The organism is Micromonospora sp. KC606, assembly GCF_004348675.1.
In the GTDB taxonomy this organism is placed as follows: Bacteria; Actinomycetota; Actinomycetes; order Mycobacteriales; family Micromonosporaceae; genus Micromonospora.
Map to the genome: position 1 here is coordinate 1 of NZ_SMKN01000093.1, position 22,024 is coordinate 22,024.

The following is a 22,024-nucleotide window of genomic DNA, read 5'->3' on the forward strand; positions in this document are numbered from 1 at the left end:
GAGTGGTGGGGGACGGCTGCGGGGCTGTCGAGGCGGGCGCGGCGACCCGCTGCCTCGCCGGCGCCGAAGCCGCTGCCGGCGAGGCGACGCGGGGGCGCCGTCCGGAGCCTCGGGTAGAGCTCGGTGACCCTGCCGGCCACCCGGTCGGACCGGTCCGCGAGGACCAGCGCCATGGAAGGGCCACCCTGCTCGGCCGCCGCGCCCGCCTCGGCGGCCCGCAGCCGTTCCCCGATCACCCGAGCGAAGCCGGCCAGCCAGGATCGGCGGAAGGCGGCCGGATGCTCGCCGGCGGGCACGGGAGTGCCGGCCAACGCGTGCGCGGCCTGCACCAACAGCGAGGTGTAGAGCAGGTCGACCCGTTCCAGGTCGCTGGCGAAACCGAACAGGTGCAGCGCGAAGGCGTGGCCGTGGCGGCGACGCACACAGCGGCAGCGCAGTGGATCGGCGACGGCGGCGAGCAGGCCGGCCTTGTCCCGGGCGTACGGGGCGACGACGTCGACCACCCGGTCGCCGACCGGATCGGTGGTGGGGTCGCGGGCAGCCAGCAGCGCCCGGTCGACGCCGTAGCGGGCGATCAGTTCGGTGGCCTTCTCGGTGAAGGCGGCGGACTCGGCGGGCGTGCAGGCCGGGTCCTCGGCCTGGGCGAGCAGCTTGCGCACCTTGCTGAGCATGGCCTCGGACATATCACCAGAGCTATCACATCTGCGGGATGGTCCACTTCGCACGGTTCGTCGGTATGATCACCACGCTCGGCATACCGCCCGCAACGCAGGGTTCACCCATCCCTCTGGAGGCACCCCATGGCATCCTCGGTCACCCGCCTGACGGTGGTCACAGCGGCGCTGTCCCTGCTCGCCCTCGGCTCCCCCGCCCAGGCAGCCGCCCCCGGGAGCAACCTGTTCGCCTCGGCCGCCACCTGCTACGGCGGCGCGGTCCGCTCGTATTTCGACCAGGGCCGCAGTGGCGGCGACGCCGGCCCGTACCGCACCACCACCCGGTGCAGGGACATCAACGTCCGCAACGCCAGCCAGTACGGCGTCAACGCGTGCGTGATCTTCATCGACCGGACGGGCGCGTGCAACTACCGCACCTATCTGCCGTCGGGGTCCAACTTCATCACCGTGGCCACGGACGTGCGGGACGGCGTCCGGTTCAAGGTCCGCTTCGAGACCCTGCGGTACGAGGTCGAGCCGCTGATCGCGTACCACGCGTTCTGACCGGTGGCGGTGGGCGCCCGGCTGTCCACCGCCGTCAGCCGGCCCGGCTGCGCAGTCTGGCCACCGGGGTCAGCCGGCCCGGCTGCGCAGGGTGGCCACTGTCGAGCCGGCGAGGGTGAGCAGGCAGTCCGGCAGCAGACCGTCGGCGACCGCTGCCCCGAAGAGCGCCTCGCCGGTGTCCGCGTCATGGTTGGCGTACGCGCTGACGAAACGGGCCACCCAGCGCGTGTCGTACCCGGCGTCCTCGATGCCGGGAAAGTCCAGCGCGCAGGCGCCGGGCGGCGGCGGTTCGCCGACCATCGTGGCGGCGAGGCACCAGGCGACCCCGTACGCCCCGGCGAGCCCGGACCGGTCGACCACCGCGTCGAAGGTCCCCACCACCGCGTCGCCGTCGCCCGTCAGGGCCGATCGGAGTACGGCGGCCGCGTCGTCGAGCGTCTGGTCCGGTACCTCGGTCACCCGACGAACGGTAGGACCGACGGTCAAGCGGTGACCCCGCAGTTCCCCGCGGTGACACTGCGTACCGGTCGCCATCGGGCCGCCGACCGGGGAAGACTCCGCTCTGTCACCGGCCGCGGTGGCACGCTATCGTGCCCAGCGGACCTCCCCGGAGGAAGGACGACGATGCTCGCTACACGCGACCCGCGCGCTGCCATCCTGGCGGCGGGTGCGGCGTTCCTGCTCGCCACCAGCGCATGCGGGACCACCGACAAGCCCGAGGACACGGCGACCCCGCAGGTGCGCCTGTACGGCACCGACGGCAACATGCTGAACTCCTTCCCGGCGGAGTTGAAGAACCGCGGCAACCTCGTCGACGGTATGAAGGGCACCACACCGCTGACGCCGCTGACCGAGGACTTCAAGCAGCGGCTGCTCCGGATCGACCCGAAGTTGACCGACTACCTCTACGCCGCCGAGTCGTACGACGCGGTGGTCATCAGCGCGTTGGCGGCGCAGCTGGCCGGCAGCACCGAGCCGACGCAGATCGCCCGGCAGATCGTCGGGGTGACCACCAACGGCCAGCGCTGCACGGACGTCAAGACCTGCCTGAAGCTGGCCCGGGAGGGGCAGGACATCGAGTACCGCGGCCCGTCGCTGACCCGGGCCGGGTTCACCGACGCGGGCGAGCCGGCCACGGCGAGCTACGCCACCCTCCACTTCGACGACCAGAAGATCAACGACGCCAAGAGCGAGTTCGTGGGCGCCGGCAACGACTCCGGGGCGAGCTCGAAGGCCCCGCCGACGCCGCGTAAGCAGCAGGGCGGGCGTGGCGACCGCGCCGACGGCTCCCCGCTGGTCTTCGGCGAGCTGCTGCCCAAGACCGGTGATCTGGCCCTGGCGTATCCGCCGATGGGGGCCGGGACGGCCCTGGCGGTCAAGGAGATCAACGCCGCCGGCGGCGTGCTCGGCGACCCGGTGGTCTGGATCGACGGCGACGACGGCACCAGCGTGGCGGTCGCCAAAGCCACGGTGGCCTCGCACATCGCGAAGGACGTGCACGTCATCATCGGCGCCGGCGGCTCCGGCATCTCCGCCGCCGTGCTGCCGGACGTGGTGGCGGCCGGGCGGATCCTCTTCTCGCCGTCGAACACCGACTCCGGGCTGACCAAGACCGACGACAAGGGCCTGTACTTCCGCACCGCCCCGCCGGACAGTCTCCAGGGCCGGGCGCTGGCCGACGTGATGCTGCGCGACGGCCCCGCGCGTATCGTCGTGGTGGCCCGCGGGGATTCCTACGGTGAGGGCCTCCAGGAGACCGTCCGCGCCGAGCTGGAGCAGGCCGGCATCGGTGGGGACCGGGTGAAGCTGTTGACCTACGAGCCACCGGCCGAAGCCAAGCACGCCCCGGTCGACTTCACCGGCATGGCCGACGAGATCAAGGCGTATGGCCCGGAGGCCGTGCTGGTCATCGGCTTCGCCGAGTCGGCTGGGCTGATCACCGCGCTGGACGACGCGGGCGTGCCGATCCGGCACTGAGCGTTCGACGGCGGCCGCACCGGGCATCCGGTGCGGCCGTCGCGCGTACGGTGCGTTCAGCGGGGACGGCTGCGGTCCAGGAACTCGGTCATCCGCCGCCGCTTCTCCTCGTCCTCGAAGAGGACCGCCTGGCTGACCAGATCCAGCTGCGGGTGGGCGGCCGGCGGCGCGTCCACGGCCAGCTTGGTCAGTCGCAGCGCCAGCGCCGACGCCTTCGCCATCTCGTCGATCAGCTCGTGCGCGGCGGAAAGCAGTTGCGCCGGCGCGGCCACCATCCGGTTGACCAGGCCGATCCGCAGTGCCTCCTCGGCGTCCACCCGCCGGCCGGTGAAGAGCAGTTCCTTGGCCCGGGCCTCACCGACCAGCGTGGGCAGCCGGTGGGTCGCGCCCGCGCCGGCCAGGATGCCCAACCGCACCTCGGGCTGACCGAAGACCGCCCGGGCGGTGCAGACCCGCAGGTCGCAGGCGTACGCCAGCTCGGCGCCGCCGCCCAGCGCAGGCCCGTCCACGGCGGCCACGCTCGGCATCGGCAGGGCCCGGATCCGGGCGAAGGCGGCCTGGTTGATGGCGGCGAGGGCGTCCAGTCGGCCCCGGTCACGGAGCTGGCCGATGTCGGCGCCGCCGGCGAAGACGCCCTCCGCCCCTCCGGTGAGCAGCAGCAGCCGGGGACGGGTCTCCAGTTCGGCGCAGACCGCGTGCAGCTCGCCGATCAGGTCGGCGTCGATGGCGTTGCGCTTCTCCGGCCGGTCCAGCGTCACCACCAGCCGGTCGGGCAGGTCCTCGATCCGCAGTCCGCTCATCGGGTCCTCCCGGCCGACGCGGGGTCGGTGTCGGCGTCGACCCGGCGACCGTCCGCCCAGCGGTAGAAGCCCTGGCCGGATTTCTTGCCGAGCCGGCCGTCGGCGACCATCTCGACCAGTAGCGGCGGCGGAGCGAACCGGTCCCCGTACGCGGCCTGGAGGGTCCGGGCGATGTCCAGCCGGACGTCCAGCCCGACCAGGTCGGTGAGTTCCAGCGGGCCGACCGGGTGCCGGTAGCCGAGGACCATCGCCTTGTCGATGTCGGCGGGGTCGGCCACGCCGTCGGCGACCATCCGGATGGCCTCCAGGCCGAGGGTGACCCCGAGCCGGGAGGTGGCGAAGCCCGGCATGTCGCGCACCACGACGGGGTCCTTGCCCAGCCGGTCGGCGAGCGCGACGGCCGCCTCGGTGGTCGGCGCGGCGGTGGCCGGGCCGACCACGATCTCCAGCAGCGTCATCGCCCAGACCGGGTTGAAGAAGTGCAGGCCGAGAAAGTTCTCCGGCCGGGCCAGGCCGGCGGCCAGCTCGGCGATCGGGATGCTGGAGGTGTTGCTGCCCAGCAGCGCGGGGCGTAACGCCTCGGCCTCGCCCAGCACCGCCCTCTTCAGGTCCCGCCGTTCCGGCACCGCCTCGACGACGACGTCGGGCTCCGGGGCGACCTCGGCCAGCGCGGCCCGCGGGGTCAGCCGCTCCTGGTTCGTGACGGCCTGCCCGGCGTCGAGCCTGCCGCCCCGCACGGCGCGGTTCCACAGCTCACCGAGACGCGTGGCGGCGGCCCGTGCCCGGTCCCGGTCGACCTCGACGAGTTCGACGGCGTAGCCCGCGCCGGCGGCGACGTAGGCGATTCCGAGGCCCATCGTGCCGGCACCGACGACGACAAAACGACCACTCATGACGCTCCTCGCTGCGGGGCGGTGACGTACGGGGTCTCCGTCGTGCCGCCCGCTCCTGGGTGCGACCCTATGCAGCACGCGCCGGGACGGCATGCGTGGGGGATCGACGGAGCGGGTACAGACGGCCCCCAACGCCGAGGGAAGGACGAGTCGACATGAGCCAGGCACCCGTGGACGGCACCACCGACGACACCGAGACCGTGGAGACCCGCGGCGACGAGCGCGTCGACCTGCTCCGCGCCGACACCAACAACGACGGGAAGACCGACGTGTGGGTGGTCGACACCGACGGGGACGGCAAGGCGGACCTCTTCCAGTTCGACACCGACGGCGACGGCAAGGTGGACATCACCATGGTCGACATCGACGAGGACGGCACGCCGGACGAGGTGGTCGACGGCGACGGCGGGCTGCCGCCGGAGCAGCACGCTCCGACGGTCGAGGTCTGAGGCGGCCGGGAGCCCCGGCCCGCCCGGTCACTCCGCGAGTCGCAGGGTGGCCAGGTAGTACGGGGCGTCCCGGTCGTCCACGTCGACCAGTCGCCACGGCGTGCCGTGGACCAGCTCCGCCAGTTCGTCGGCGGAGCAGACCAGGTAGTCGAACCAGTCGGTGCCCAGCTCGCGGTAGCGCAGCCGCAGCCGCAGCTGGCCGCCGAGCCGGCCGCGCCGACGGTTGCCTTCGTGGTAGCCGGTCTGCAGCGGATCGGTGGTGCCGTACGGGTCGGTGCCCTGCGCCACGATCCGCGCGCCGGGGCGAGCCATGGCGGCGAGTGCGGCGAGGAACCCCGGTGCCCGCTCGCGCCCCTCGAACAGGCCGAGGTTGTTGCCGAGCAGCAGGAAGGTGTCGTACCGGCGACCGTCGGCGGCGTGCTCGTCGACGGTGCCGAGGACCAGGTCACGCACACCCCGGCGCCGGGACACCCGCAGCGCGCCGGGGGAGGTGTCCAGCCCGGTCACCGGTACGCCACGCGCCTGGAGTTCCCGCGCGATCCGGCCGCCACCGACGCCGACGTCCAGCGTCTCGCCCCGGGCGTGGTCGACGGCCCGGTGGTCGTACGGCTGCCAGTGTTCGGGGCCCTCCAGGTAGTGGGCGGCGGGGGCCCCGTTGACCAGCCCGTCGTCCCGCTCGATGATCTCGATGACCGGGCGGGGCAGCCGCCCGCCCGCCAGCGGCCGGGGGCCGGTCCCGAGGTGCACCGCGTACGCGTCGCGCAGCATCTCGCCGAACACGTCGCCGATCCTGGGTTCCCCGGTCACGCCGTTCACGCTAGCCGCGTGGGCGGCGGCTGTCGCGGCCGTATCCTGGCCGGGTGACCGACCTGGACCGCCTGGCGGCGGAGAAGTACGTCCTGCTGACAACGTTCCGCAGGGATGGTCGCGCGGTGGCCACCCCGGTCTGGGCCGTGCGTGACGGCGACGCGCTCGCGGTGTGGACGGCCGCCGACTCCGGCAAGGTGAAGCGGATCCGGCGCGACGGCGCGGTGACGGTGGCTCCGTGCGACGTGCGGGGCCGCCCGCGCGGGCCGGCGGCGCCGGGGCACGCGGTCCTCTGCGGGCCGGAGGAGAGCGACCGGATCCGCGACCTGGTCAAGCGGAAGTACCGGCTGATCGGCCGGCTGAGCCTGCTCGGCAGCCGGCTGCGGCGGGGCACGGCCGGCACCGTGGGCCTCCGGGTGATGTTGTCCGGGTGAGGCACCCGGCGGAGGCGTCGGACCCCTGCATGGTTCAGGGGCGGTGGGTTGCCGCTGTCGCGACGTCCGCCCGCCCCTGATGCTGGAAACGCTTCTCGTTGTCGTCGGTCAGTCTCCCTGGCGCTGCTGGGGGATCTGTCCCTGCAGCAGGGCCCGCACCTCCGACTCGCGGTACCGACGGTGGCCGCCCAGGGTCCGGATCGCGCTGAGCTTCCCCGCCTTGGCCCACCGGGTAACCGTCTTCGGGTCGACACGGAACATCGACGCCACCTCGGCCGGCGTGAGCAGCGGCTCTGGTTCATGCGTTCGCGATGCCATCGGTCACTCCTCCACATGTATAGACATCGGCCGGGGTCCCGCCGGCCGACGCGTCTCCCATGGTCCGGCTAGTCCCCGATGTCCGACATGGGCCGAACGGCCGAAGGTCCCTAGACGGACGGATGAACCATGCCCGATTTATCAGCATTTTACACGCCACTAACTACCTTATTCGGACTCATAATCACGCTTCGTGATCCATCAGCCACGAAAAGCCCTCAGATCGGCTGTCCTTTTCGGGGTCAGTTGCACCGTTCCAGCAGTTGCACCGCCCGCCACCGGGCCACCAGGCGGTCGTACGCCGCGGACGCCTCCTCCGCCTTACCCCGGGACAGCCCGGCCAGCCCGGCGGCGACCAGATCCGTGGAGTCGTCGTCGGCCAGGGCCTCGTCGGAGAGCAGCCGTACCAGGCCGGCGTAGTCCAGCTCCACCACCGAACGCGGGTGGAACTCCTCCAGCCAGCGGGCCGCCTCCTCGACCGCCTCGGTGATCGGCGCCTCCCCGACCGACTTGCGCAGCACCGACAGCGCCCGCTGCGCCCGCCGCCGGGCCTTAGAGATCTCGGTCCGGTAGCGCAGCGCCCGCCGGTCGGACGGGTTGATCACCAGATCCCGCTCCGCCGCCTCGAAGAGCACGAACCAGCGCAGCGGCACCCCCCAGGTGGCCGTCTGCTCGTGCAGCCGAGGCATGCCGTGCTCCAGCACCCGGGCGCCGCTGCGCCAGTCATCCACCGCCGCCTTGGCCTGCCCGGCGAGAATCGGCGGCACGAACGCGTCGGCGAGCACCGGCGGAACGCCGTCCCGCGCGCTCAGCGCCGCCTCGGCCACCCGGATCCGCAGGTTCCAGGGACAGACCAGCAGGGTGTCGTCGGCTTCCAGCACGTACGCCTCGTCCGGCAGGTCGGGCAGCCGGGTCCAGCCTGCGCCCAACGCCTCGATGACCGAGCTGCGCTGCCGCCCGGGGCCCTCCAGCGGCGCCACCGCGCGCCCCTCCCGCACGTAGCGCCGCCAGTACGACTGGCGGTCCCGGTCAAAGGCGGTCAGCGGCTCGTACACGCGCAGATACGAAGCGAAGAGCGGCACGGCGCGATCCTTTCACGAAACGGGGGTGGACCGCCGTCGCCGCCCTCGGGCGGACGTGACGTGGACGACAGCGCGGCGCCGACCGATATTAGGCTCAGCAGGACCGGCAGCATCCCCGCCGGCCTGCCCACCAGGGTCCGCGTCCCACAAGGACGCTCACCGACACAGGAGTCAGCCATGGGCGTATTCGCCAGCACCGACGACCCGGGATCGACCGGTCACGAACAGGTCGTCTTCTGCCAGGACAAGCAGACCGGCCTCCGGGCCATCATCGGCATCTACTCGACCGCACTGGGCCCCGCGCTCGGCGGCACCCGGTTCTACCCGTACGCCAGCGAGGAGGTCGCGCTGGCGGACGTGCTCGACCTGTCCCGCGGGATGGCGTACAAGAACGCCCTTGCCGGGCTGGACCTGGGCGGCGGCAAGGCGGTCATCTGGGGTGACCCGGAGAAGATCAAGAGCGAGGCGTTGCTGCGTGCGTACGGCCGCTTCGTGGAGTCGCTCGGCGGGCGCTACTACACCGCCTGCGACGTCGGCACCTTCGTCGCCGACATGGACGTGATCGCCCGGGAGACGCGCTACGTCACCGGCCGCAGCGTGGAGCACGGCGGCGCTGGCGACTCCTCGATCCTCACCGCCTGGGGCGTCTTTCAGGGCATGCGGGCCGCCGCCGAGCACGTGTGGGGCACCCCGACGCTGGCCGGTCGCCGGGTTGGCGTGGCCGGCCTGGGCAAGGTCGGCAAGCACCTGGTCGGCCACCTGCTGGACGACGGCGCCGAGGTGGTCGCCTGCGACGTCGACCCGAAGGCGTGCGAGTGGGCCCGCAGCACCCACCCGCAGGTCGTCCTGGTCGACGACGCCGCCGCCCTGGTCGGCGCCGACATCGACGTGTTCGCCCCGTGCGCGCTGGGCGGCGCGCTGAACGACGACACCGTGCCGGCGCTGCGGGCCCGGGTGGTTGCCGGCGCGGCGAACAACCAGCTCGCCCACCCTGGCATCGAGAAGCTACTGGCCGACCGGGGCGTTCTCTACGCCCCCGACTACGTGGTAAACGCCGGCGGTGTGATCCAGGTCGCGGACGAGATCGAGGGCTTCAACTTCGAGCGGGCCCGGTTGCGCGCCACGCGCATCTACGACACCACGCGGGAGATCCTGCGGCTCGCGGACGACGAGGGCGTTCCGCCGGCGGTGGCCGCCGACCGGCTCGCCGAGCGCCGGATGGCCGAGGTCGGCCGTCTGCGAACCATCCATCTGCGCTGAGGCCGCCGCCCGGGGTGCGGGGCGTCCCGCCGCCCCGGGCCCCGGTGGGTAAGATGAATTCGGCCACTTTGCAACGCTCTGTCCGCCGTCACGACCGATCGTCGACGCCACTCCTTACCGGGTACACTCGGTGACGGCCGGGTGACTGCGACGCGCAGTGCCGGCTGACGGTAACCCGAGGTGCCGAACGGTGGCATCCCCATGTACCGTAAGAGCCACGAGAGATGCCTGACGTCATCGGGGCCCGCCTTCGGGCTGCCCCGCATTCTGTGCGAGGGGGTCGAGCCATGGGGCGCGGCCGTGCTAAGGCCAAGCAGACGAAGGTGGCCCGGGAGTTGAAGTATCACTCCCCGAACACCGACCTCACCGCCTTGCAGCGCGAACTGGCGGGTGCTGGTAAGTCTGAGCACAACTTCGACGACGACTACAAAGAGTATGTCGACGACGACGATGAGGATCACGCGGACGACGACCCGGATACCTGGGTTCCTCCGACCCGCTGACCTGCGGTCGCAGCTGAGCACGCGGCGCCTCCCGCGTGCTCACGCATGTGCCATCCACAGCGGTGCCACAGCCGAGATCAGGGACCCCACCCGGCCGGATCACTCCGGCTGATGGGCGAGGTCCCTGATCTCGGTGGTCGCGTCCGCTCAGCGCGGCCGATTGTTCCAGTTGTAGAAGGTCGGGATGTTCTCGAAGTGGTTCCAGGCGCAGACCGCCCCGGAACCGTCGGAACCGGCCACCTCCGCCCGTGCGCGGCGGGCTGCCTCAGCCTCGTGGAGCAGGGCGGTCAGCCCCGTGGCGGCCTGACGGACCCGGTCGACGACCGAATCCGCCACACCTCCTCCGACGGCCTCAGGCTGCCGGTGACTCGTGGTCTCGGGCATGCTCCAACACTCCCTCCAGTAGGCGGATCTTGCTGTTCCGGCAGTGCTCGGTCTCGGTACCGTCGAACCGGCCCTGCTCGAAGTAGCGGTTGGCCGCGTGGCCGCCGCCGCAGAAACCGAAGTACGGGCAGGAGGACCGGCACGCCTCGACCCCGGACAGGAACTCGCCGACCCACGGCGTGCCCGCCGCGCCGGTGAGGATCTCGGCCAGCGGGGTGACCAGAACACTGCCGCTGCTGAAGTCGCCGTACCGGGGATCGCTGAAGCCGGCCAGCTCCGGGGAGAGCACGACCACCGAGCCGTCGTGACCGACGGTCGGGATCGGGTCGAGCTGCCGGGGCAGCAGCTCGCCGGCGGTACCGTTGAGCACCGCTGCGGCGTACCGCAACGGCCACTCCACCTCACGCAGGTGGATCCGCGGCGCCCGCCGCCAGGCCGCCACCAGCTCGGCCCAGAACGCGGTCACCGCGGCGGCGTCGTGCGCGTTGCCGCGGGTGTTGACCCCCTCGGTCTCCTCGATGTTGACCCCGAGCACGTCGCAGCCGAGGTCGAGGAAGTAGTCGTACAACTCGGTGGCGCAGCCCGGACCGGGCCGACTGACCACCGCCAGCGCCGAGAAGGGCAGGTCGTGCCGGCGCAGCGCCTCGACACCGCGCACGATCCGGTCGTACGCCGGCAGTCCGCCCCGGGTCACCCGGTCGTCGTTGCGCTCCCGGGGGCCGTCCACGCTCACGCTCACCCGCACCCGGTGCTCGGCGAAGAACGCGCACCAGGCGTCGTCGACCAGCGTGGCGTTGGTCTGTACGTGGTGCTCCACCTCCGGCGCGAACGGGGCCATCAGTGCCGCCAGGTGCTCCCGGCCCGCCGCGAGAGGCTCACCGCCGTGCCAGACCACCGAGAACCGCCCCGACCGCGCCCACCGGTTCACCGAGGCGGCGACCGCCTCCGCCACCGCCACCGGCATCCGCCGGTCCGCGGCACGGAACGGGAGGTAGCAGTAGGCGCAGTCCAGGTTGCACAGCGTGGTCGGCTGCATCACCACGTACGAGGGGATCACGGCGAGGCCGCTCATCCCCGTCACCGGCTCCGCCCGAGCAGCCATCGGCCCTCCTCCCGGTGCCTGAAGTGCTCTTCAGGCTAGGCGGCGACGACCACTCGGGTGAAGACCTGTTCAGGTGCCCGGATGATCAACAGACTGTGATCACCCCCGGGTGTGCTGTCCGATCAGCTGCACGTTGCCGGAGCCCTCAATGATCTCGCCGGCCTGCCAGGCGTCCACGCCCCTGCCGGCCAGGGTGGCCAGCGCGCGGTCGGCGTCCTCGGCCGAGACGATCGCGAACATGCCGACACCCATGTTGAAGGTCGCCTCCATCTCCGGGTCCTCGATCCGCCCCTTGGACTGGATCAGGTCGAAAATCGGCTGCGGCTTCCAGGTGGCGCGGTTGACCACCGCGTCGACGTGCTCGGGCAGGATTCGCACCAGGTTGCCCGGGATCCCGCCGCCGGTGACGTGGGCGATCGAGCGCACCTCGGCCTCGGCGATCAGCTTGAGGCAGTCCTGGGCGTAGATCTTGGTCGGGGTGAGCAGTTCCTCGCCGAGCGTCCGCTGCCGGCCGAAGTCCTCGATCACCACGTCCAGCCGCATCCGGCCGGCACCCAGCAGCACGTGCCGGACCAGCGAGTAGCCGTTGGAGTGCAGGCCGGACGAGCGCATGGCGATCACCACGTCGCCCACCTCGACCCGCTCCGGGCTGAGGATTTCGCTCTCCTCGACCACGCCGACACCGGTGGCGGAGATGTCGTACTCGTCGGGGCGGAGCACTCCCGGGTGCTCGGCGGTCTCCCCGCCCAGCAGGGCGCAGCCGGCGTACCGGCAGCCGTCGGCGATGCCGGCCCCGATCTCGGCGACCTTCTCCGGCACGACCTCGCCGGTGGCGATGTAGTCGAGCAGGAACAACGGCTCGGCGCCGCAGGCCACCAGGTCGTCGACGACCATCGCGACCAGGTCGATGCCGACCGTGTCGTGGATGTCCATCTGCTGTGCGATCACCAGCTTCGTGCCGACACCGTCGGTCGAGGAGGCCAGGATCGGGTTGGTGTACTTCGTGGTGTCCAGGCGGAACAGCCCGGCGAAGCCGCCCAGGTCACCCATGACCTCCGGCCGCCGGGTCTGCTTCACCTTCGACTTCAGCAGCTCGACCGCGCGGTCGCCCGCCTCGATCGAGACTCCGGCGTCGGCGTACGAGACCGTGCGCCTGCGGGTCGTGCGGCCGGCGCCGGCCGTCCAGGGCTGCCGGTCGCCACCAGCGCCGGTCTGGCTGCTTCCTGCGCCGCTGCGCTCGGACACGTACGTCACGGTTCTCCCCTTTGTGGTTCTCGGCGCCGCACCGGGGTGCCGGTACGACGCCGGGCGGTGCTACGGGTGGTGGACGGTCGCGCCGCCCGGAGTGGCGACGAGCGGAGGGGTGGCGGACCCGAGTTCGTCGGCGGGGGTGTTCGCGACCCGCCGCTCCACGCCCTCGAGCACGTGCTTGCCGATCAGGTTCCCCGCTGGCAGCTCGATCGGGTACTCCCCGTCGAAGCAGGCGCGGCAGAGCCGGGTCTTGGGCTGCTCGGTCGCGGCGATGAGACCGGGAAGCGAGACGTAACCGAGGGTGTCCGCGCCGATCGACCGCCGGACACCCTCGTTGTCCAGGCCGTTCGCCAGCAGCTCCGCGCGGGTGGCGAAGTCGATGCCGTAGAAGCACGGCCAGGTGACCGGCGGGGACGAGATCCGCACGTGGACCTCCAGCGCGCCCGCCTCGCGCAGCATCCGCACGATGGCCCGCTGGGTGTTGCCGCGCACGATCGAGTCGTCGACCACGACCAGCCGCTTGCCCCGCACGTTCTCACGCAGCGGGTTGAGCTTGAGCCGGATGCCGAGCTGGCGCAGCGTCTGCGACGGCTGGATGAAGGTCCGCCCGACGTACGGGTTCTTCATCAGGCCGGCGCCGTAGGTGATGCCCGACTCCTCGGCGTACCCGATGGCCGCCGGGGTGCCGGACTCCGGCACCGGGATCACCAGGTCGGCCTCGACCGGGTGCTCCCGGGCCAGCTGACGGCCGATCTGCTTCCGGGCGCTGTGCACGTTACGCCCGGCGATGGTGGCGTCCGGACGGGCGATGTAGACGTACTCGAAGAGGCAGCCCTTCGGGTCCGGGGCGGCGAACCGGGTGGAACGTAGCCCGTCGCCGTCGATCGCGATCAGCTCGCCGGGCTCGATCTCGCGGACGACGCTGGCGCCGACGATGTCCAGCGCGGCCGTCTCGCTCGCCACCACCCAGCCGCGCTCCAGCCGGCCCAGCACCAGCGGACGTACGCCATGCGGGTCGCGGGCCGCGTAGAGGGTCGACTCGTCCATGAAGACGAAGCTGAAGGCGCCGCGTAGGCGGGGCAGCACCTGCATCGCCGCCGCCTCGACCGACAGGTCGGGGTAGCTCGCCAGCAGCATGGTCACCAGCGAGGTGTCGTTGGTGGCTCCGTCGGAGCCCAGCCCGCGCTCGCCCACCTCGCGCTGAAGCTCGGCGGTGTTGACGAGGTTGCCGTTGTGCGCCAGGGCAATGGTGGTGCCGGAGGTGCTGGAGCGGATGGTCGGCTGGGCGTTCTCCCAGGTCGACGCGCCGGTGGTGGAGTAGCGGGCGTGACCGATCGCCACGTGCCCGCGCAGGCTCGCCAGGGTCGGCTCGTCGAAGACCTGGGCCACCAGGCCGAGGTCCTTGTAGACCACCACGCCCGAACCGTCGCTCACCGCGATGCCGGCGGCCTCCTGGCCGCGGTGCTGCAACGCGTAGAGCCCGAAGTAGGTCAGGTTGGCGACCTCTTCACCCGGGGCCCAGACGCCGAAGACGCCGCACGCGTCCTGCGGGCCCGGTCGTTGGGGGTCAAGGTCATGGCTCAGCCGGCCGTCGCCTCGGGGCACCTGCCGCTCCTCATGGTGGTCTGGATGGCCTGGCGTGCGTTCAGCATGCCACCGCCCGGGGCCCACTGTCGTCGCCTGCCAGTGTACGCGAATCGAAGTCGATACAGATAGTCACGATTCACCTCCGCCGGGTCGCCCGGCCGCCCGGTCACCCCTGCTAGAGGGGCAGATAGTCGGAAAGATCGGCTCGCGTTCCACTGACCCGAACGCGACCCTCGGTGACCGCCTCGTCCCAGGAGAGTTGCCCCGTGGCCACCGCCAACCACGTCGCCGGGTCCATTTCCACCACGTTCGGCGGGGCGCCACGGGTGTGTCGGGGCCCGGGGAGACACTGAACTGCACCGTAAGGTGGGACTCGCACCTCCACCGATCGGCCGGGGGCCCGCTCCGCGAGGACGGTCAACAAGGCACGGACCGCCTCCCGGTACACCGACCGTTCGGGGACGCGCCCCTCGTCGAGGGCCGCGAGCACCGTCGCGACCGCGACGGACTTTATGTGCGGAGAGGACACAACGGGACGATACGACCCGATGCCGCCGGCTCGGACACCGGCCCTGGGTCGCGCCGATCCCGTCAGACAAGGCATAGTTGCCGACGGCGTATTCGTACCGTGATGATCCCTGGTGCAAACCGACCCGGGAAGTCAGACCGGAAGGCGGTGGACGTGTCAACACACCGACGTGCCTGGAAGCAACGGGCCGGTGTGGTCGTAGCGCTGGTTGCCGGCGCTCTGCTCGCCGCCCCCGCCGCGCCGGCCCTCGCCGCCTCGGCCAGCGTGTCGCCCGGCTCGGTGACGGTGAACGCCGGCAGCGACGCTACCGTGACGGTCCGGGTCACTCCGGGCGATGGTGACAAATCGGCCGAAATCAGCCTCAGTGGCCTGCCGTCGGGCGTCAGCTGTAACGGCTGCGGCACCATCACCTTCAGTGACATTCCTGGCCAGCCCAAGATTCAGTTGCTGACCCTGCGGGCAAACGACAACGCGTCGGACGCCACCGCCCAGGTCACCGTCCGGGTGGTCCCGGACAAGTCAGAACCCGCCACGCCGAACTTCACGTTGACCGTGAAGGGCAGGGCCGCGCCGACGAGCGAGCCGCCGGAGGAGCAGACCGTCAAGTCGATCTCCGGCAAGGTGGTGGCGGCCGCCAACGACGACGCGGTCCCGGGCGCGCGGGTAATGCTGCGTGACTCCCAGGGTCACCAGTACGAGACCACCACCAACAGCAGCGGCAACTGGCGGTTCACCGGCTCCTCGGAACGGCCCATCGCCCCGGGCCGGATCGACCTGGGGGCCAGCAAGGGCGCTGACGTGATCAACACCAAGACGATCACCGCCAGCGCCGGGCAGAGCCTGACCAACCAGCGGATCACCCTGCCGATCAAGGTGGAGGTCTCCCCCAGCGCGAGCCCGTCGCCCTCCGCCGAGACGACGCCGACCGAGGAGGCCACCGAGGACGACGCCACCGCGGAGGCCACCGAGCCCGCCGCCGGAGCGCAGCAGGCGGCCTCCAACGACGAGGGTGGCATGGGGTCGTTCCTGGTCATCCTGCTCGGCGGTCTGCTCGTCGCGGCCGGGGTCGGCACGATCGTGCTGCTCTGGATCCGCCGCAGGAACGCCGAGGAGGACGACGGGGACGCGACCCAGGGCGCCGCCGCGGCCGGTGGCGTGCCCGCAGCGCGAGGCGCTCTGCGAGGAGCCGACGACCAGACCCGGGTGGTCAACCGGGTCGGTGCCGGGCCCGACCCGACGATGGTGGGTGGCGCCTCGCTGAGCGACGCGCCGACGATGATGCAGCGCCCGATCGTCGACGACGTCCCGCCGGACCCGTACGCGGCCCCGCCGCAGCCGTACGGGCCTGGTGGAGCGCAGGCCGGCGGCTGGGCCGGCGGCGGCTACGGCGACGAGCCCGCCCAGGGCGGCGGGTACGGCCAGCCGGCCGGCTACGGCAACGCCCCCGCCTCGGGCGGCGGCTACGGCAACGAACCCGGGTACGGTGCCGCCGGCGCCGCCGCGGGCGGATACGGCAACGCGCCGTCGTCCGGTGGCGGATACGGCAACGCGCCGTCGTCCGGTGGCGGATACGGCAACGCGCCGTCCTCCGGTGGCGGATACGGCAACGCGCCGGCCGGCGGCGGTGCGTACGGCAACGCGCCGTCGTCCGGTGGCGGATACGGCAACGACTACGCGGCCCCTGCCGGCGGTCCCGGCTACGCCGGCCAGGAGCAGGGCGGCGGCTACGGCGAGCGGTACGACGAGCCGACCGGCCGCTACAACGGCGAGGCCACCGGCACCTACGTACCGCCGGCCGACCCGTACCCGACCAGCACCTACCAGCCGGAGCCGGGCTACGGCCAGGCCGAGCCGCCGGGCTACGGTCGTGGTCAGGAGCCGGCCGCCGGCCACGGTGCCCAGGGTGGCTACGCCGCGCCGGGTGGCTATGACGCGGCTCCGCAGCAGGGCTACGACAACGGGTACGGCCAGCAGGGCGGCTACGGCGCTCCGCAGGCCGGACATGACCAGCCCGGCGGCTACGGTGGCCACCAGGGCGGGTACGGCCAGCAACCCCCGCAGCAGGCCGGCTTCCGCCAGGAGCCCCCGCAGCAGGGCGGCTACGGCCAGGAGCCACCGCAGCAGCGCGCCGGCTACGACAACCACGGCTACGACCAACAGGGTGGCGGCTACTACGGCGAGCAGGCTCCGGCAGGTCGGGCCCGGCCGGACGGCCCGCCGCCACAGGACCGGGGCGGCCGCCGCCTCGACTGGCTGGACGACTGACCCGAGTGCACAGAAAAGGGCTGCCCGCTTCCCGGGCAGCCCTTTTCCGTCCGCCGTCCGCACCGTCCGTCCATCGGCCGGTGCGGGTGCCCTCGCCCGGCGAGGGTTGCGGGCGGCGCTGTCAGGCTCGGGAGAAGACACCCTGCCGAAGGAGGGGGACCACGTCGGAGACGTTGGCCCGCACGGCGACCTCCACGTCGGCGGCGAAGCCGCCCTCGACCAGTTCCCGACCGGAGACGCAGCCGCGGACCGCTGCGGGCACGTCCGGGGTGCTGGCCAGCGCGGCGAGGGCCACCGCCGCCTCCACTGACAGCCCGCCGGGCACTCCGGAGAGGGCATCCAGCACGCTGGCCGCGCCGAGCTGGTCCTCGACCGACGGGCGTAGTGAGCCGTCGGGCCAGTGCTCGCCCGAGGCGACCACCCCCACCGGGGCGTCCGTCGAGCCGTACCCCTGGCGGCGCAGCCACCGCCCGACGGCGCGGGCGTTGCGCAGGCAGGCTGCGACCACGGGCAGCCCGGTGGCGCTGGCGGCGGCGCTGATCGCCGATCCGTTCGGCGACGGCAGCACCAGGTCGGCGACGGCCGGCGCGGTGGTCAGCGCCGCCGGGGATAGCGACCACGGGTGTTCCGGGGTCGTCTGGCGGCGGCCCACCGCGGCGACGGCCCCGATCCGCAGCGCGTAGTCGGCTGCCTGCTCGCCCCAGGGGAACGGGTGAACCCGCATGCCGCGGCCGACCGCCACCTCCACGGCGGTGGTGAACGAGAGCACGTCCACCACCACCAGCGCCGCGCAGACACGGCCGAGCTCCGCCGCCCCGGTCAGGCCCCAGTCGAACCGGGCGCCTGCGCCGGGTTGGGCGTGGACGGCCCCGGCCACCGCCTCAGTGCTTGTCGAACGCGGCGGGCTGCTCGCCGCCACCGGCGGCGCTGGCGACCGTGGCGTCGGCCGCGGCCGTTCCGGCCGGTGCGCCCGGAGCCCCGGCCTGCTCCTCGGCCGGTACGCCCTCGGCGGCCGGCCCGGTCGACTCGACCGAGGCGCCGCTCGGCGCGGTATCGGTGCTCGGCGCGACGGCAGCGGTCGGCGCGCCCGGGGCCGTCCCGGCGACCGGTTCGTCCGCGACCGGCTGGGCGTCGGCCCCGACCGGCTCGACGGCCGGCACGTCCACCGGCTGCGTGGCCGTCGCCTGCGCGGTGGTGGTGGTGCCGGTGCGGGTTGCCTCGACCGCGACCTGCGCCGCCTCCGGGCCGCCGAAGAGCTTCGGCAGGGTCGCGGTGTGCGCCACGCGCAGTTCGTCCAGACCGATTCGGAACTGGTTGTGCACCTCGAGCGCGCCGCCGGCCGGGTCGGTGACCCCGATCAGCTCCCACGGCACGCCCCGCTCCGAGCAGAGGGCCGTGAACGCCTTCTCGTGCCCTCGCGGCACCGACACCAGCATCCGGCCGGCCGACTCGCTGAACAGGAAGACGAACGGCAGGGAACCATCGGCGAACCGCTCCGGCACCCCGATCCGGGCGCCGACGCCGCGCCGCAGGCAGGACTCGACCAGGCTCTGGGCGAGGCCGCCGTCGGAGAGGTCGTGGGCGGAGCTGAGGTGACCGACCCGGGCCGCCTCCGCCATCAGCTCGGCCAGCAGCCGCTCGCGGGCCAGGTCGACCTGGGGCGGCATCCCGCCCAGGTGCTCGTGGGTGACCCAGGCCCACTCGGATCCGGAGAGCTCCACGTGTGTGTCGCCGAGCAGGAAGAGCTGGTCGTGATCCCCGGCGGGACGCGGGACGAAGCCCATCGGCACCCGGTTGGCGACGTCGTCGAGCAGGCCCAGCACGCCGACCACCGGAGTCGGGTGGATCGCCGCGGCGCCGGTCTGGTTGTAGAAGCTGACGTTGCCCCCGGTCACCGGGATGCCCAGCTCCAGGCAGCCGTCCGCCAGGCCGCGCACCGCCTCGGCGAACTGCCACATGACGCCCGGATCCTCGGGTGAGCCGAAGTTCAGGCAGTTGGTGACGGCGATCGGCTTCGCCCCGGTGACGGCGACGTTCCGGTACGCCTCGGCCAGCGCCAGCTTCGTCCCGTGGTACGGGTCGAGGCGGGCGTACCGGCCGTTGCCGTCGACGGAGAGGGCGACACCGAGGCCGCTCTTCTCGTCGATCCGGATCACACCGGCGTCCTCCGGCTGGGCGAGCACGGTGTTGCCCAGCACGTACCGGTCGTACTGCTCGGTGACCCAGGACTTGTCGGCCAAATTCGGAGACGCGACCATCCGGAGCACGGTCTCCCGCAGCGCCTCTGGCGTGCTCGGCCGGGGCAGGGTCTCGGCCCGGTCGGCCTGGAGCAGGATCAGGTCGGCCGGCTCGCGCATCGGGCGGGCGTAGACCGGACCGTCGTCGACCAGCGAGCCCGGCGGGACGTCCACCACCAACTGGTCGCGCCAGGTGATAACCAACCGGCCCGGCTGGCCGTCCGCCGCCGGCGCGGTGACCTCGCCGATCGCGGTTGCCCAGACGCCCCACTTGTCGGCGATCTTGAGCACCGCCTCCAGCTTGTCCGGGGCGACGACCAGCAGCATCCGCTCCTGCGACTCGCTGGCCAGGATCTCGTGCGGCTCCATCGAGGGCTCGCGCAGCGGCACCCGCTCCAGCCACACCCGCATGCCGGTGCCGGCCGAGGCGGCCGTCTCGGTCAGCGCGCAGGTCAGGCCGGCGCCGCCGAGATCCTGGATGCCGACGACCAGCTCGGCGTCGTACAGCTCCAGGCACGCCTCGATGAGGAGCTTCTCCATGAACGGGTCGCCGACCTGCACCGACGGGCGGCGCTGCTCGCTGCCCTCGTCGAAGGTGGCGCTGGCCAGCACCGACACGCCGCCGATGCCGTCCCGGCCGGTCTTGGCACCCATCAGCACCACGACGTTGCCGGGGCCGGCGGCGTCCTTCTTCTGCAACCGGTCGACCGGGAGAACGCCGAGGCAGAGCGCATTGACCAGGGGATTGCCCTGGTAACAGGGGTCGAAGACCACCTCGCCGCCGATGTTCGGCAGGCCGAGGCAGTTGCCGTAGCCGCCGACGCCGGCGACCACGCCGGGGAGCACCCGGGCGGTGTCCGGGTGGTCGGCCGCGCCGAAGCGCAGCGGGTCCATCACCGCGACCGGGCGGGCGCCCATGGCCAGGATGTCCCGGACGATGCCACCGACACCGGTCGCCGCACCCTGGTACGGCTCGACGAAGCTCGGGTGGTTGTGCGACTCGACCTTGAAGGTGACCGCCAGCTCGTCGGAGACCCGGACCACGCCCGCGTTCTCACCGATGCCGGCGAGCAGCCGGTCGCTCGGCGGGGCCTTCTCGCCGAACTGGCGCAGGTGCACCTTGCTCGACTTGTAGGAGCAGTGCTCGCTCCACATGATCGAGTACATGGCGAGCTCGGCCTGGGTGGGGCGGCGGCCGAGGATGTGCCGGATCCGCTCGTACTCGTCGTCGCGGAGGCCCAACTCGGCGTACGGCTGAAGCTCCTCCGGAGTGTCAGCGGCCTGGGGCACGGTGTCCACGCCGTCGGCCCAGTCGGCGCCCGGCGCGGGATCGGCGCACCGGCCCGCGTCTGCCGGGCCGCCCTGCGGCGCCACGGTGGCCGCGGGCGGCTCCGCCGGGGCGGCCGGGAAGGTGCCCGGCGTCTCCCGTACGGCCGGGTCCGGATGGGTGGTCATGACCTCTCCTCGCTGCGCTCGTGGTCGCCCGTGGGGCGGTGGAGCCGACCGATGATCCCGTCGCGCACGGTCACGCCGGCGTCCCCACCAGGTGCTTGAGCACCGAGGTGAAGAAGCCGAGGCCGTCCAGCGAGGGGCCGGTGAGTGCTTCCACCGCGTGCTCGGGGTGGGGCATGATGCCGACCACGTTGCCGGCGGGGTTGGTGATCGCGGCGATGTCCCGCTGCGACCCGTTGGGATTGCCGTCGAGGTAGCGGGCGACGACTCGCCCCTCGGCCTCCAGCGCGTCCAGGGTGGCGGTGTCCGCGACGTAGCAGCCCTCACCGTTCTTGACCGGGATGAGGATCTCCTGGCCCGGCTGGAAGGCGTTCGTCCAGGCGGTGCCGGTCGACTCCAGGCGCAGGATCTGGTCCCGGTTGCGGAAGTGCAGGTGCTGGTTGCGGGTCAGCGCGCCGGGCAGCAGGTGGGCCTCGCAGAGGATCTGGAAGCCGTTGCAGATGCCGAGCACCGGCAGGCCGCCCCGGGACGCGTCCACGATCTTCTCCATCACGGGGGCGAACCGGGCGATGGCGCCGCAGCGCAGGTAGTCGCCGTAGGAGAAGCCGCCGGGAAGGACCACGGCGTCCACCCCGTGCAGCTCCGCGTCACCGTGCCAGAGCCGGACCGGCTCGGCGCCGGCGATGCGTACGGCCCGGGCCGCGTCCCCGTCGTCGAGCGAGCCGGGGAAGGTCACCACACCGACGCGCGCGGTCACGGGTGCGCGTCCACGGTCTCGTCGGCCTCCACCACGCGGACGGTGAAGTCCTCGATGACGGGGTTGGCGAGCAGCTTGTCGGCGATCTCCCGGGCCTGGTCCAGGTCCGGCTCACCGGTGAAGTCGATCTCGATCCGCCTACCGATCCGGACGGAGGCGACGTCACCGACGCCGAGCCGCGGCAGCGCGTTTGCGACGGCCTGGCCCTGGGGATCGAGGATCTCGGGCTTGAGCATGACGTCGACGACGACGCGAGGCACTGGGCACTCCTGACTGTGTACGCAGTTGGGTGCCGGCCCACTACGGGCGAGCGTGGCCCAGCGTACCTGGCAGATACGGCTGCGGACGCACCGGCCGGGGCCAGTTCAGGCAGTGATCAACACAACCGCGCAGCAGCGCGGACGGCCGATGCCGTTTCGTTGCTACGCCGATGCGGTTTCGTAGCCTGTAATCGTGACGACACGTAGATGTCACGCCCTAGGCCAGGCGAAACGCGCTCACCCGCGACGAATGTGACCAGTTTCTGACAAACAGCCAGGACCCCACCTTGGCCATGCGTATCACATCGGTTAATCTCCATCGAACTCTTGCGAAAGGGACTCTAGAACCTTAGTGTACATCGGCAGGTGTCGATGCCTCATCGATGCCTCGGCGGGTCACCCCCTCACCCGTCGACGGCCGACTCTGCCCGGCGACCCCGGGCCCCCGACACAAGGAGTC

Annotated in this window: 23 protein-coding genes; 7 read left to right on the forward strand and 16 right to left on the reverse strand. The window is 72.3% G+C overall.

Annotated elements, in window-relative coordinates; translation table 11 throughout:
* On the reverse strand, positions 1-683 hold a 683-nt coding region (locus tag E1193_RS18145; protein WP_132184385.1), incomplete at its 3' end, for a DUF2786 domain-containing protein.
* A gap of 117 nt (positions 684-800) precedes the next feature.
* On the opposite strand from E1193_RS18145, the gene E1193_RS18150 reads away from it, so the two are divergent.
* Positions 801-1,217: a hypothetical protein gene (locus E1193_RS18150; RefSeq protein ID WP_132184386.1), complete on the forward strand. Its 417-nt coding sequence runs from the start codon at positions 801-803 to the stop codon at positions 1,215-1,217.
* Between the two features lie 69 nt (positions 1,218-1,286).
* Here E1193_RS18150 and E1193_RS18155 read toward each other — a convergent pair whose 3' ends face one another.
* On the reverse strand, positions 1,287-1,676 hold the full coding sequence (locus E1193_RS18155; RefSeq protein WP_132184387.1) for a hypothetical protein: 390 nt from the start codon (positions 1,674-1,676) through the stop codon (positions 1,287-1,289).
* 165 nt (positions 1,677-1,841) lie between these two features.
* On the opposite strand from E1193_RS18155, the gene E1193_RS18160 reads away from it, so the two are divergent.
* Positions 1,842-3,194, forward strand: a complete 1,353-nt coding sequence (locus E1193_RS18160) for an ABC transporter substrate-binding protein (RefSeq protein ID WP_132184388.1) — start codon at positions 1,842-1,844, stop codon at positions 3,192-3,194.
* 56 nt (positions 3,195-3,250) lie between these two features.
* Here E1193_RS18160 and E1193_RS18165 read toward each other — a convergent pair whose 3' ends face one another.
* Together E1193_RS18165 and E1193_RS18170 are read right to left on the reverse strand one after the other, a co-directional pair.
* Positions 3,251-3,994, reverse strand: coding sequence for an enoyl-CoA hydratase/isomerase family protein (locus E1193_RS18165; RefSeq protein ID WP_132184389.1), 744 nt, complete (start codon positions 3,992-3,994; stop codon positions 3,251-3,253).
* Positions 3,991-4,887: a 3-hydroxyacyl-CoA dehydrogenase family protein gene (locus tag E1193_RS18170; RefSeq protein ID WP_132184390.1), complete on the reverse strand. Its 897-nt coding sequence runs from the start codon at positions 4,885-4,887 to the stop codon at positions 3,991-3,993. The genes E1193_RS18165 and E1193_RS18170 overlap by 4 nt, the downstream gene beginning before the upstream one ends.
* 155 nt (positions 4,888-5,042) lie before the next feature.
* On the opposite strand from E1193_RS18170, the gene E1193_RS18175 reads away from it, so the two are divergent.
* Positions 5,043-5,336, forward strand: a complete 294-nt coding sequence (locus E1193_RS18175) for a hypothetical protein (protein WP_132184391.1) — start codon at positions 5,043-5,045, stop codon at positions 5,334-5,336.
* A gap of 27 nt (positions 5,337-5,363) precedes the next feature.
* Here the strand turns inward: E1193_RS18175 and E1193_RS18180 are convergent, their stop codons facing one another.
* Positions 5,364-6,143 carry a methyltransferase domain-containing protein gene (locus E1193_RS18180; RefSeq protein WP_132184392.1) on the reverse strand — a complete coding sequence of 260 codons (780 nt, stop codon included), beginning with the start codon at positions 6,141-6,143 and terminating at the stop codon, positions 5,364-5,366.
* 53 nt (positions 6,144-6,196) lie between these two features.
* Here E1193_RS18180 and E1193_RS18185 point away from each other — a divergent pair, with 53 nt between their 5' ends.
* A complete protein-coding gene (locus tag E1193_RS18185; protein ID WP_132184393.1) occupies positions 6,197-6,577 on the forward strand; it encodes a PPOX class F420-dependent oxidoreductase in 381 nt (126 codons plus the stop codon).
* Positions 6,578-6,685: 108 nt separating this feature from the next.
* Here E1193_RS18185 and E1193_RS18190 read toward each other — a convergent pair whose 3' ends face one another.
* Positions 6,686-6,895, reverse strand: coding sequence for a BldC family transcriptional regulator (locus E1193_RS18190; protein WP_007073996.1), 210 nt, complete (start codon positions 6,893-6,895; stop codon positions 6,686-6,688).
* A gap of 242 nt (positions 6,896-7,137) precedes the next feature.
* Complete coding sequence (locus tag E1193_RS18195) at positions 7,138-7,977, reverse strand: hypothetical protein (protein ID WP_132184394.1); 840 nt, start codon at positions 7,975-7,977, stop codon at positions 7,138-7,140.
* Positions 7,978-8,154: 177 nt separating this feature from the next.
* Between E1193_RS18195 and E1193_RS18200 the strand changes: the two genes are divergently transcribed.
* Together E1193_RS18200 and E1193_RS18205 are read left to right on the forward strand one after the other, a co-directional pair.
* Positions 8,155-9,237, forward strand: a complete 1,083-nt coding sequence (locus tag E1193_RS18200) for a Glu/Leu/Phe/Val dehydrogenase (RefSeq protein ID WP_132184395.1) — start codon at positions 8,155-8,157, stop codon at positions 9,235-9,237.
* 287 nt (positions 9,238-9,524) lie between these two features.
* Entirely contained in the window at positions 9,525-9,740 is a 216-nt protein-coding gene (locus E1193_RS18205) for a DUF3073 domain-containing protein (protein WP_088976875.1), read from the forward strand.
* Between the two features lie 147 nt (positions 9,741-9,887).
* Here E1193_RS18205 and amcA read toward each other — a convergent pair whose 3' ends face one another.
* From amcA to E1193_RS18230, 5 genes are all read right to left on the reverse strand, one after another.
* Positions 9,888-10,124 (reverse strand): multiple cyclophane-containing RiPP AmcA, encoded by a 237-nt coding sequence (gene amcA / locus E1193_RS18210; protein ID WP_132184396.1) that lies wholly within the window; start codon positions 10,122-10,124, stop codon positions 9,888-9,890.
* The gene (gene amcB / locus E1193_RS18215) at positions 10,093-11,196 is read right to left on the reverse strand and encodes a cyclophane-forming radical SAM peptide maturase AmcB (protein ID WP_347877037.1); all 1,104 of its coding nucleotides are present in this window, start codon (positions 11,194-11,196) and stop codon (positions 10,093-10,095) included. The genes amcA and amcB overlap by 32 nt, the downstream gene beginning before the upstream one ends.
* Before the next feature lie 129 nt (positions 11,197-11,325).
* Complete coding sequence (purM, locus tag E1193_RS18220; RefSeq protein WP_132184398.1) at positions 11,326-12,480, reverse strand: phosphoribosylformylglycinamidine cyclo-ligase; 1,155 nt, start codon at positions 12,478-12,480, stop codon at positions 11,326-11,328.
* Positions 12,481-12,540: 60 nt separating this feature from the next.
* Positions 12,541-14,082, reverse strand: coding sequence for an amidophosphoribosyltransferase (gene purF, locus E1193_RS18225; RefSeq protein WP_132184399.1), 1,542 nt, complete (start codon positions 14,080-14,082; stop codon positions 12,541-12,543).
* 157 nt (positions 14,083-14,239) lie between these two features.
* Positions 14,240-14,593, reverse strand: coding sequence for a sterol carrier family protein (locus E1193_RS18230; protein ID WP_243707759.1), 354 nt, complete (start codon positions 14,591-14,593; stop codon positions 14,240-14,242).
* A 102-nt stretch (positions 14,594-14,695) separates the two neighbouring features.
* Here E1193_RS18230 and E1193_RS18235 point away from each other — a divergent pair, with 102 nt between their 5' ends.
* Positions 14,696-16,858 (forward strand): carboxypeptidase-like regulatory domain-containing protein, encoded by a 2,163-nt coding sequence (locus E1193_RS18235; RefSeq protein WP_132184400.1) that lies wholly within the window; start codon positions 14,696-14,698, stop codon positions 16,856-16,858.
* A gap of 121 nt (positions 16,859-16,979) precedes the next feature.
* On the opposite strand, the gene E1193_RS18240 is transcribed toward E1193_RS18235, so the two are convergent.
* The 4 genes from E1193_RS18240 to purS all read right to left on the reverse strand — a co-directional run bounded on the left by E1193_RS18240 (position 16,980) and on the right by purS (position 21,564).
* The gene (locus tag E1193_RS18240) at positions 16,980-17,735 is read right to left on the reverse strand and encodes a 2-phosphosulfolactate phosphatase (RefSeq protein WP_132184401.1); all 756 of its coding nucleotides are present in this window, start codon (positions 17,733-17,735) and stop codon (positions 16,980-16,982) included.
* A 4-nt stretch (positions 17,736-17,739) separates the two neighbouring features.
* Positions 17,740-20,550, reverse strand: a complete 2,811-nt coding sequence (gene purL, locus E1193_RS18245) for a phosphoribosylformylglycinamidine synthase subunit PurL (RefSeq protein WP_132184402.1) — start codon at positions 20,548-20,550, stop codon at positions 17,740-17,742.
* A 70-nt stretch (positions 20,551-20,620) separates the two neighbouring features.
* Positions 20,621-21,304 carry a phosphoribosylformylglycinamidine synthase subunit PurQ gene (purQ, locus tag E1193_RS18250; protein WP_132184403.1) on the reverse strand — a complete coding sequence of 228 codons (684 nt, stop codon included), beginning with the start codon at positions 21,302-21,304 and terminating at the stop codon, positions 20,621-20,623.
* Entirely contained in the window at positions 21,301-21,564 is a 264-nt protein-coding gene (gene purS, locus E1193_RS18255) for a phosphoribosylformylglycinamidine synthase subunit PurS (RefSeq protein ID WP_132184404.1), read from the reverse strand. The genes purQ and purS overlap by 4 nt, the downstream gene beginning before the upstream one ends.
* Positions 21,565-22,024: the final 460 nt, after the last annotated feature.